At 69.1% G+C, this 9,618-nt stretch carries 11 protein-coding genes and 1 pseudogene; 7 read left to right on the plus strand and 5 right to left on the minus strand.

The genetic code is table 11. The annotated features are described in order from the left end of the window. Positions 1–4 precede the first annotated feature (4 nt). The 5 genes from ABB22_RS03765 to ABB22_RS03785 all read left to right on the plus strand — a co-directional run bounded on the left by ABB22_RS03765 (position 5) and on the right by ABB22_RS03785 (position 4,076). A complete protein-coding gene (locus ABB22_RS03765) occupies positions 5–1,273 on the plus strand; it encodes an alpha/beta hydrolase (RefSeq protein ID WP_235504192.1) in 1,269 nt (422 codons plus the stop codon). Next, positions 1,270–2,067, plus strand: a complete 798-nt coding sequence (locus tag ABB22_RS03770; RefSeq protein WP_055764365.1) for a CPBP family intramembrane glutamic endopeptidase — start codon at positions 1,270–1,272, stop codon at positions 2,065–2,067. Before ABB22_RS03765 ends, ABB22_RS03770 begins: the two co-directional genes overlap by 4 nt. 23 nt (positions 2,068–2,090) lie before the next feature. Continuing rightward, entirely contained in the window at positions 2,091–2,654 is a 564-nt protein-coding gene (locus tag ABB22_RS03775) for a PH domain-containing protein (protein WP_055764362.1), read from the plus strand. Positions 2,655–2,663: 9 nt separating this feature from the next. Then, positions 2,664–3,461, plus strand: a complete 798-nt coding sequence (locus tag ABB22_RS03780) for a M15 family metallopeptidase (RefSeq protein WP_055764359.1) — start codon at positions 2,664–2,666, stop codon at positions 3,459–3,461. Between the two features lie 90 nt (positions 3,462–3,551). Then, positions 3,552–4,076 (plus strand): hypothetical protein, encoded by a 525-nt coding sequence (locus ABB22_RS03785; RefSeq protein WP_055764356.1) that lies wholly within the window; start codon positions 3,552–3,554, stop codon positions 4,074–4,076. A gap of 34 nt (positions 4,077–4,110) precedes the next feature. Here ABB22_RS03785 and ABB22_RS03790 read toward each other — a convergent pair whose 3' ends face one another. The 5 genes from ABB22_RS03790 to ABB22_RS03810 form a co-directional block, all read right to left on the minus strand. After that, on the minus strand, positions 4,111–4,785 hold the full coding sequence (locus ABB22_RS03790; protein WP_055764351.1) for a DNA-3-methyladenine glycosylase family protein: 675 nt from the start codon (positions 4,783–4,785) through the stop codon (positions 4,111–4,113). Positions 4,786–4,790: 5 nt separating this feature from the next. After that, positions 4,791–5,162 (minus strand): DUF423 domain-containing protein, encoded by a 372-nt coding sequence (locus ABB22_RS03795; RefSeq protein ID WP_055765332.1) that lies wholly within the window; start codon positions 5,160–5,162, stop codon positions 4,791–4,793. A 176-nt stretch (positions 5,163–5,338) separates the two neighbouring features. Beyond that, complete coding sequence (locus tag ABB22_RS03800) at positions 5,339–6,406, minus strand: polyketide cyclase (protein WP_055764348.1); 1,068 nt, start codon at positions 6,404–6,406, stop codon at positions 5,339–5,341. A 506-nt stretch (positions 6,407–6,912) separates the two neighbouring features. Continuing rightward, the gene (locus ABB22_RS03805; RefSeq protein ID WP_055764345.1) at positions 6,913–7,554 is read right to left on the minus strand and encodes a response regulator; all 642 of its coding nucleotides are present in this window, start codon (positions 7,552–7,554) and stop codon (positions 6,913–6,915) included. Then, the gene (locus ABB22_RS03810) at positions 7,554–8,753 is read right to left on the minus strand and encodes a sensor histidine kinase (protein ID WP_055764343.1); all 1,200 of its coding nucleotides are present in this window, start codon (positions 8,751–8,753) and stop codon (positions 7,554–7,556) included. Before ABB22_RS03810 ends, ABB22_RS03805 begins: the two co-directional genes overlap by 1 nt. A gap of 148 nt (positions 8,754–8,901) precedes the next feature. Here ABB22_RS03810 and ABB22_RS03815 point away from each other — a divergent pair, with 148 nt between their 5' ends. After that, a complete protein-coding gene (locus ABB22_RS03815) occupies positions 8,902–9,492 on the plus strand; it encodes a GNAT family N-acetyltransferase (RefSeq protein WP_055764340.1) in 591 nt (196 codons plus the stop codon). Further along, positions 9,416–9,618, plus strand: a pseudogene (locus ABB22_RS18990) (hypothetical protein); the annotation flags it as partial. The gene ABB22_RS03815 and the pseudogene ABB22_RS18990, both read left to right, overlap by 77 nt.

The following is a 9,618-nucleotide window of genomic DNA, read 5'->3' on the forward strand; positions in this document are numbered from 1 at the left end:
AGGCATGGCGATCGCAGTCTCGGCCACCGCATCCGCCGCCGAGGCCCCCGCCGCGCTGGCCATGCGCCTGCTCGACCAGCTCGACGCGGGCCAGTATGAAGCGGCCGAGGCCTCGTTCTCGCCGCAGATGAAGGCCGCGGTGCCCGCCGCCAAGCTCAAGGCCGTGTGGGAGTCGCTGCCCGCGCAGATGGGGGCGGCCGGCAAGCGTGGCACGGCGGAAACCAGCCAGGCCGATGGCTTCCGCATCGTCGTCGTTCCGCTGGAATACGCGCACGGCGGCCTGCTGGCGCGGGTGGTGCTGGACCAGGACGACCGCATCGCCGGCTTCCTGGTGCAGCCGGCGCCGCCGCCCCCGCCGCCCCCGCCGGTCACCGATGCCGGCGTCATCGAACAGGCCGTCACCCTGCCCGCGCCGGTCTCGGGCAAGCCCGGGCTGCCGGGCACGCTGACCCTGCCCAAGGGCAAGGGCCCGTTCCCGGCGGTGGTGCTGGTACATGGATCGGGGCCGCAGGACCGCGACGAGACCATCGGCGCCAACCGCCCCTTCCTCGACATCGCGCGCGGCCTCGCCGCGCACGGCATCGCCTCGCTGCGCTACGACAAGCGCACGCAGGCGCGGCCGCAGGATTTCCGCGACGGCATCGGCATCGACGGCGAGACCATCGACGATGCCGTGGCGGCGGTTGCCGCGCTGGCCGGCAATGCCGGCATCGACCATCGGCACATCTACGTTCTTGGCCACAGCCAGGGCGGGCTGCTCGCCGGCCGCATCGCCGGGGACAGCCAGGGCAAGGTGGCGGGCCTGATCCTGCTGGCCGCACCCGCGCGCCCGATCCTGGACCTGCTCGGCGAACAGAACCGCTACATGGCCAATCTCGACGGCAGCGTCAGCGCCGAGGAGCAGGCGCACCTGGATGCGCTGGACGCGGCCATCGCCAAGGTCCGCCAGGATCCCGAGGCCAGGCTGCTGGAACTTCCCGGCCGTTATTGGCAGCAACTGGAACAGGTCGATCCCGTGGCCGATGCGCGCGACAGCGGGCTGCCGGTGCTGCTGTTGCAGGGCGGCCGCGACTTCCAGGTGATTGATGCCGACTGGCAGCGCTGGAAGCAGGGCCTGCAGGGGCCGCGCTACCGCTTCCACCTCTATCCGGCGCTCAACCATCTCGGCATCGCCGGCGAAGGCAAGGGCACTCCAGACGAATACGGGAAGCCCGGCCATGTCGATGCCACGCTGATCGACGACATCGCCCGCTGGATGAAGGCGCAGCCATGAATCCGCACACGGCGGCGCCGTCGTGGAAGGTCGACCTGAAGATGGCCGGCGTGCTTGCGCTGGCCGCGGCGCTGGCTACGGCCGGCCTGTTCCCCTACCTGCTGCAGCTCATGCCGGAAAAGCTGGCGCGCATTCCACTGCCCCTGCCGGCGCTGGTGGCTGCACAGTCGCTGCAGGCGTTCGTGCTGCTTGGCGCGCTGTCGCTGCTGGGCCTGCGCATGGGCCACCGGCTCGGCCTGGGCGCTCCGTTGCTGCGGCGCTGGTGCGGCGGCGACAGCGGCGGCGTGCAGCGCCCTGCGCCGCTGCAGGCCATCCTGCTGGGCGGCGTGTCGGGCGTGGTCGTCCTGCTGTGCACGCAATGGATCGACCCCTGGCTGCCGGCGATGCTCAATCCGCCGCCCCCCATCCCTGCCGGACAGTCGGCGCTCAACGGCCTGCTGGCCTCGTTCTACGGCGGCATCGCCGAAGAACTGCAGCTGCGCCTGTTCCTGATGACGCTGATGCTGTGGGTCGCCGCCCGCCTGCGCCGGCGGGTACCCGGCAATGTGGGTTTCCATGTCGCCATCGTGCTGGCCGCCATACTGTTCGGCGCCGGCCACCTGCCCGCGGCCGCGCAGCTCTGGGGCCTGGATGCCATCGTCGTGCTGCGCACCCTCACCCTGAACGCACTGGTCGGCATCGTCTGCGGCTGGCTGTACTGGCGACGCGGGCTGGAGATGGCGATGCTCGCCCATTTCAGCGCCGACATCGTGCTGCACGTGCTGGCGCCCCTGCTGGGGGCCGGCGCGCCATGACTATTCCGGGAGGAATCCACGCAATGCCGACCGCAATCCAAGCACCGAAGGACTACCCCGTCGCCGCGCCCACCGGCATGCCGATGCTGGTCCTGTGGGCAATCCTGCTGGCGGCGATCGGGCTGCCGCTGGCCTTGATGCTCGGCGACAAGGGCGTGGCGTATCTGGCGAGCGCCCGCGCCTGGCTGGGTCCGGCGCTGGTGTCGCTGACCGGCGTGGCGGTAAGCCTGGCCTACCTGCGCCGGCGCATCACGCTCGATGCCGGTGGCCTGACCATCCGCTCCACGTTCTATACCAGGACCGTCGCCCTCGGCTCCCTGCGGCTGGAACGCGCCCGCGTCGTCGACCTGGCCGAACACGGGGAGCTGAAGCCGGCGATCAAGACCAACGGCTACGGCCTGCCCGGCTTCCGCTCGGGCCACTACCGCATGCGCGACGGCAGCAAGGCGTTCTGCCTGATCACCGACAACAGCCGCGTACTGGCGCTACCGCTGCGCGACGGCAGCCTGGTGCTGCTCAGTCCCGAACAACCGCGGCAGCTGCTGCAGCAACTGGAACAACTGGCCGGTACCGGCCACCGCGATTAAGCTGGCCGCATGCGCCCCGCTCCACGCCTGCTGCTCAACACCCCCGACATCGAACTGTGGCCCGGCGGCCTGCTGCGCGCGCGCAGCAGCCACGACGCGCGCCTGCTCGCGCGCGCGCAGGCGGTGCTGCGCCGCAAGCGCGACGGCCGCTATCTGGCGGCACGGGTGCCGGAAGGGCTGATGCCGATGGTCGAACGCCTCGCCCGTGAACCCGGCATCGAAGCGGCGCTGCGGCGCCTGGACGATCCGCTGCTCCGCCGCGGCCCGCCCGCGGAAACACCGCTGCCGCTGGATCGCCTCAACGAACGCCTGCACCGTCTCGGACTGGACGAAGGCTATGCCGACGCCAGCGGCCTGCCGCTGGTCGCCGAACCTTCCTGCCTGTATTTCGCCGGCCTGGACCGCTATCGCCGCGCCCTGTGGCTGACCCGCGCCGCCGCGCGCGCCTGGCAACGCCTGCGCGGTGCTGCCGCGGCCGACGGCATCGTCCTGGATGCGATCTCCGGCTACCGCAGCCACGATTACCAACTGGGCATCTTCGAACGCAAACTCGCGCGCGGCCTGGGCGTGGCGGAGATCCTCACCGTCAATGCCGCGCCCGGCTATAGCGAACACCACGGCGGCAACGCGCTGGACATCGGCACGCCCGGCGAACCACCGGCGGAAGAGTCGTTCGAGCGCACCCCCGCCTTCGCCTGGCTGCAGGCACATGCGGACGACTTCGGCTTCCACATGAGCTATCCCCGCGACAATCCGCACGGCATCGTCTACGAGCCTTGGCACTGGTGCCACGCGGCAGGCACCTGACCGCGGACGAGGCGCCGAAGGATCGCAAAACGGTTGCACCCACGCGCGACCATGGCCGCAGGCGGCGCAGCTTCCCTGCCACGAACGAGCATGAACAAGGACGAGACCATGAGCGATTCCAATCCCTATACGCCGCCCACCACATCCGTCTCCGGGCATGAAGCCCGCCCCGCCGAGCGGCAGATACCGGAAACCATCGCCGCGCCGATCCGCCATGGCTGGATCGCCGCCTGCGTGTCGTGCGCCATGACCCTGCTGGCCACGCTCCTGTCACTGCGCCAGAGCGGCGACAAGGCCGCTTTCAGCGCCTTCAACCTCATCGACGTCGGCCTCATCGCCCTGTTGGCATTCGGCATCCGCAGGCGCAGCCGGAGCGCGGCGACCTTCATGCTGGCCTATTTCGTGCTGTCCAAGATCCTGATCATGCAGCAGACCGGCCAACCCACCGGCATCGTGTTCGGGCTGGTGTTCGCGATCTTCTACTTCCGCGCCATGACCGCGACCTTCCGCTACCACCGCTTCGTGAAGGAATGGAAGCGCAACCCGCCCGTTCCCGGGCCGGCCCTCAGCGAGAACCCGCTCTTTGCGCCTTCCGGGAACAAGCGCGAGCCCTAGCGCGCATCCCGGCCGCATCCACTCCGTCGCCGCGTCAGTCCTGCGAACGGTTCGTCTTCACGCCGCCGGCCTCGGCGAAATCGGCGATCCGCCACAGGTACAGGCTGGCCCAGGTCCGGTACGGGCCCCAGCGTTCGCCGCGGGCCAGCAGTTCGCGCGGCGTCGGCATCGCCGCGCCGCCATCGACCCGCTGCGCGCCCTTGCGGATGCCAAGGTCGTCGACCGGCAGGATGTCGGGCCGGCCGAGCCGGAACATCAGCATCATTTCCACCGTCCAGCGGCCGATGCCGCGGATCGGCACCAGCGCCTCGACGATGGCGTCGTGGTGCATCCACGCCATCTGCCGGGTCGAAGGGATTTCCCCGGCCTGCTCGCGCCGCGCCAGGTCGCGCAGCGCCAGCGCCTTGTTGCCGGAAACGCCACAGGCGCGCAGGCCGGCATCATCGATGCGGCCCAGCGTATCGGCATGCGGGCGCGCACTGCCGATCGCCGCTTCCACCCGCCCGACGATGGTCGAGGCCGCCTTGCCGCTGAGCTGCTGGAACAGGATCGCGCGCGCCAGCGCATCGACCGGATCGAACGGGCGACGCCACCCCGGCGGCACTTCCAGGGGGCCCACGCGCCGGATCCAGCCGGCCAGGCGCCGGTCGCGCCGCTGCAGGTGCGCCAGCGCCTGCTCCACGTCGAAGCCACGCACGTGCCGGGGCATCGGCTCTACCGCTTCAGCGCGCTGAGCGCCAGCAGCACCCAGCCGGCCATCAGCGCGGTACCGCCGGCTGGCGCCAGCCGCGTCGGCCACAACCCCAGCGCGCCGCCGGCCACGCTGCCGGAGAACAACAGCACCCCCAGCAGCAGCACGTACAGCGCCGTGCGCCCAGCCGCGTTCAACGATGCCGGGCCAAGCACCGCGAGCACCGCGCCATGGCCGAAGGCATACAGCGCGGCAGTATCGAGATGGGATTGCGCCAGCGGATCGCTCACCGCATGCGAGGCATAGGCGGACAATCCCACCGCGGCCGCCGCCAGCAAGGCTCCGCAGAACGCCAGCAGCGACGGCTTGCGCACCCTCCGTTCCAGTCCAAGCATCATCATCCCCCGGTTGGTCGGCCGCAGCAGCGCGGCCCATGATCGCCCGGACGCTGATCGCATCGCCCGCCTGTACGCGCGTCCGCTTGTCGCCAGGCAGGGAGGCAACAAAAAACGCGCCGCTGTAGGCGGCGCGTTTTCTGTGCATCACTTCATTGCTTTGCGCGACGGGCCGGTTACTTGACCGACCAGTACACGTCGTAGGTACCGTCGGTGGTGAAAGCCTTGTCCACGCCGCCCTTCCACGATTCGTACGGACGGTCGATCACTTCGTAGCCGGCAGTGGTCGCCCAGGCGCGCAGCGCGTTGCGAGCGACATCCAGCCCCGCCATGTGGCCGGTGTAGGACGCGAACGCCGAACGGTGCGCATCGGCGTGCACGTAGGTGACCGGGTTGCCGGACGGGATCTTGACCTCGAGCTTGGCGTCGGCAGCGGCAGCGGCCTTGCGGACCGGCTGCGCCACGTCGAACGCGTACTTCTCGGCGCCGAAGTCGGTGGTCACGATGCGCACCGGACCGGCGGCCTCAAGGCCGTTGGCTTCCATCGCGCGCTTGATCCACTCCTGGTTGTCCTGGATCGACTTGCGGATGCTCTCGTTGCTGCGGTCGATGTTGCCGGCGTTGACCACCAGCAGGTCCTCGGCCGGCACGTCCACGACCTTCAGGTCGGTCAGCGGGGCTTCGGCGGCACGGTAGTCGACGTTCGGCACCGAGGCGAGCATGTTGGCCAGACGCGACAGGCCCAGCTTCAGGTCGTCGCCGATGTGGCGGCTGACGTACAGGCCGGCATAGCGGCCGAACAGGTCGAAGCCGTAATCGACGGTGTAGTCCTGGGTGATCTTGACGTTGCGGTCGTTCTTGCCCGTCGGCTCCAGGGTGAAGGTGGTGACCTTGTCCTTGCCCTTGGTCTGGTCCTCGATGGCGATCACGACACGCTTGTTCTGCTCGCTGTCGGTGATCTTCCAGCTGCCCGAGCCCAGCTCCTTGGAGCTGAAGTCCATGCGGGCACCCACACCGGCGTCCGGACCGTCGTACTTCAGCTCGATGCCCTTGTCACGCAGCACCAGCGGGTTCCAGTCCTTGAAGCGGCGCAGGCTGTTGACCGTGTCGTACACGATCGTCATCTTGCGGTTGGTTTCGATGCTTTCGGAAATATGGCGCTCGCCCGGCAGGCACACGCCAATGATGACGAACAGGCCAGCCACGATCCCCAAGGCGATCAGGAACTCGATAATACGGGTCATTCAGGAGTCTCCGGGGCCGATCCCACGGCCGGGTTGATTGAAGCGAAGCCCCCATCCTATCAGGCTTTGCGCAGGTTGTTGACGGATTTGGCGCACCGGTTTCCATGTCCGGTGCAGGCATGCGGGCCGAAGGTCGTAAAGGGCACCCCCTCGACCTCCGCGGCCATCCACGATGTCACGCGATGGCCAGGATGGCGAGGGGTCCGGCGCGAAGCATTTTCCCCCCACTGGCGGTCTCCGCACCAGTCATTCCATGAGATTCATTCGAAAGCAGGTTCCGCCATGTCGGCATGCCCGGCCCGCGCCCGCCGCCGGACACGACCGTATGGCGCATGACATGGATTGCCCGGCCACTCACACCCGCTGCGGCTCGAACGCCTTGAGCACCGCCCGGGCAGGGTCGCGCACGCCCAGCTTGCCCAGGGTGAGGCGGCAGCGCTCGCGAGGCACCGCCTCGTGCTGCCGGCGAACGCCCGCCGCGCTGCAGCGGGCCGGGCATCCTGCCTTCATACCAGCTGCAGTTCGAACGCCTTGAGCACCGCCCGGGTACGGTCGCGCACGCCCAGCTTGCTGAGGATGTTGGAGACGTGGTTCTTGATGGTGCCCTCGGCCACGCCCAGCGAATTGGCGATCTCCTTGTTGGAGAAGCCGCTGGCCATCAGCCGCAGGATCTCGGTCTCGCGGTCGGTCAACGGGTCCGGCCGGTCGAGGCTGACGAACTCGTTGCGCATGTGCTCCAGCCCCGACAGCAGGCGCTGGGTCACCGCCGGCTGCACCAGCGAGCCGCCATCGGCCACGGTGCGGATCGCCCCGACCAGCTGCTCCAGGGTCACATCCTTGAGCAGATAGCCCTTGGCGCCGGCCTTGAGCCCGGCCAGCACCAGCTGGTCGTCGTCGAAGGTGGTCAGGATGATCGCCGGCGGCAGCTGCCCCAGCCGCGACAGGGTCTGCAGCGCCTCCAGGCCGGACATCACCGGCATGCGCATGTCCATCAGCACCACGTCCGGCGCCACCTGCGGGATCATCTCCACGGCCTGGCGGCCGTCGGTAGCCTCGGCCACCACTTCGATGCCGTCGTCCAGCGCCAGCAGCGAACGGATGCCCTGCCGTACCAGGGTTTGGTCATCGACCAGACAGACGCGGATCATCAGTTCACTCCTTGCGGCCCGGAGGCCAGCATCATATTGGTTGCCACCGGCAGGCAGGCGCGAAGGCGGAAGCCTTCGCCGCGCCGTGCCGACACGTCAAGTTCGCCGCCATACTGCGCCAGGCGCTCGCGCATGCCACGCAGCCCGTTGCCGGGCAGGATGTCCTCCACCTCGCCGCCGACGCCGTCGTCGCGGGCGTCGATCACGATCCGCCCGCGCTCGCGCTCGACCCGGATCCACAGGTTGCGGGCGCCGGCATGGCGCACCGCGTTGGTGATGACTTCCTGGGTACAGCGCAGCAGCACATGGGCGCGTTCGGGGTCTTCCACGCTCAGCGGGTCGTCCATGTCCAGGTGGATTTCGAGCGAGGGCACCCGCTCGGCCAGCGGCCGCAGCGCCGCGGCCAGGTCGATCGCCCCGCTCTCGCGCAGCTGGCTGACCGCCTCGCGCACGTCGGTGAGCAGCAACTTGGCCAGCGTGTGCGCCTGGCGCACGTGTTCCTGGGCCTGGCCCTCGGTGATATGGCCGGCCACTTCCAGGTTCAGGCTCAGCGCGGTCAGGTGGTGGCCGAGCAGGTCGTGCAGTTCGCGCGAGATACGGGTGCGCTCGTTGACCCGGGCGCTCTCGGCCAGCAGCAGGCGGGTGGCGCGCAGCTCCGCATTGAGCCGGCGCTGCTCCTCGCGGGCCTGGGTCTGCTGCCGCGCCACCAGGCTGGTCACGAAGATGAACATCGAGAAGCCGGCATACAACAGCGACTGCAGCAGCGCTTCGAACAGCGGCAGCCCCATGATCAGGTTGTAGACCGGCAGCACCGCCAGCTGGCTGAGCACCAGCCAGACGATGCCGACCCGCCGGCTCAGCAGCCACGGGATCACCCCGGCCGCGACCATCAGCAGGATGCTGCCCAGCCCGGTGACGCTCAGATAGCTGACCGCCAGCCCCGACAGGGTCAGCACCAGCAGCGCCAGCCGGTCGTACCAGCTGGTATGGCCACCGGCGCTCAGGCCGCGGGTCAGCCAGAAGTAGCAGACGCCGAAGGACAGATAAGCGGCCAGCAGCCAGGTCGCCTCGCCCAGGCTCGGCGGCAGCTCGCCTTCGGCCGGCGCGTACTGGGTGTAGAGCAGCGGCAGGCTGACCAGGCCCCAGGTGAACAGGCCGGCCAGGCGCAGGACGCGGGTATGGCTGAGATATCCCAACATGCGTGCATGGTAAGGAGCCCGGGGCCTTTGCGCCCTCCCACGGAAGTCATGCCCGTCCGATGCTCGCCCGGTCCAGCCGGCCATGCGATAATCGCCGGCCAGCCCCCACTTCTCGCTCGGGGCCGACCGTTTCACCCACGGAGTCACAATGTCGATCGTCATCCGCGACGTGCGCGAGCACGAGCTCGATTCCGTCCTGGCACTGAACAACAACGCCGGCCTGGCCATCCTGCCACTGGATGCGGCCAAGATCCGCCGCTTCTACGAAACCGCCGAGTATTTCCGCGTCGCCGAGCGCGACGGCAACATGGCCGGGTTCCTGGTCGGCTATGGCAGCGACAGCGAGCACGACAGCTGCAACTTCGCCTGGTTCCAGCAGCGCTACCCCAGCTTCTTCTATATCGACCGCATCGTGGTCGCCAGCCGCCGCCGCGGCGGTGGCGTCGGCCGCGCGTTCTATGCCGACGCCCAGAGCTATGCCGAGCTGCGCTACCCGCAGATGGCCTGCGAGGTGTTCCTGGACCACGGCGCCGATGCCGCCCTGCTGTTCCATGGCAGCTTCGGCTTCCGCGAGGTCGGGCAGAACACCATGCCCGAAGTGGACGTGCGCACCAGCATGCTGCTCAAGGACCTGTGCAGCTACGAATGGGTGAAGGAAACCTATGGCGACAACCTGCCCGACGTCCCGTGGGTGGGCAACACACGCCGGCCCCTGCAGCAGCGGCCGACGGGAACCTGAGATGGCAGTGAATCCGGATTACGAACAGGCAGGCGAACTGAAGATCGGGCAGGTGGGCATCGCCAACCTGCGCATCCGCACCCTCGATGTGGAACGGCTGGTACAGGAAATGCGCGAGCGCGTGGC

The organism is Stenotrophomonas nitritireducens (assembly GCF_001431425.1).
Taxonomy (GTDB): domain Bacteria; phylum Pseudomonadota; class Gammaproteobacteria; order Xanthomonadales; family Xanthomonadaceae; genus Stenotrophomonas; species Stenotrophomonas nitritireducens.

Excerpts from the sequence above, each read along its gene's own strand:
- ABB22_RS03785 (WP_055764356.1), top strand. The coding sequence starts at position 3,552 with ATGAACAAGGACGAGACCATGAGCGATTCCAATCCCTATACGCCGCCC.
- ABB22_RS03775 (WP_055764362.1), top strand. The coding sequence starts at position 2,091 with ATGCCGACCGCAATCCAAGCACCGAAGGACTACCCCGTCGCCGCGCCC.
- ABB22_RS03765 (WP_235504192.1), top strand. The coding sequence starts at position 5 with ATGGCGATCGCAGTCTCGGCCACCGCATCCGCCGCCGAGGCCCCCGCC.
- ABB22_RS03770 (WP_055764365.1), top strand. The coding sequence starts at position 1,270 with ATGAATCCGCACACGGCGGCGCCGTCGTGGAAGGTCGACCTGAAGATG.
- ABB22_RS03815 (WP_055764340.1), top strand. The coding sequence starts at position 8,902 with ATGTCGATCGTCATCCGCGACGTGCGCGAGCACGAGCTCGATTCCGTC.
- ABB22_RS03795 (WP_055765332.1), bottom strand. The coding sequence starts at position 5,162 with ATGCTTGGACTGGAACGGAGGGTGCGCAAGCCGTCGCTGCTGGCGTTC.
- ABB22_RS03790 (WP_055764351.1), bottom strand. The coding sequence starts at position 4,785 with ATGCCCCGGCACGTGCGTGGCTTCGACGTGGAGCAGGCGCTGGCGCAC.
- ABB22_RS03780 (WP_055764359.1), top strand. The coding sequence starts at position 2,664 with ATGCGCCCCGCTCCACGCCTGCTGCTCAACACCCCCGACATCGAACTG.
- ABB22_RS03800 (WP_055764348.1), bottom strand. The coding sequence starts at position 6,406 with ATGACCCGTATTATCGAGTTCCTGATCGCCTTGGGGATCGTGGCTGGC.
- ABB22_RS03810 (WP_055764343.1), bottom strand. The coding sequence starts at position 8,753 with ATGTTGGGATATCTCAGCCATACCCGCGTCCTGCGCCTGGCCGGCCTG.
- ABB22_RS03805 (WP_055764345.1), bottom strand. The coding sequence starts at position 7,554 with ATGATCCGCGTCTGTCTGGTCGATGACCAAACCCTGGTACGGCAGGGC.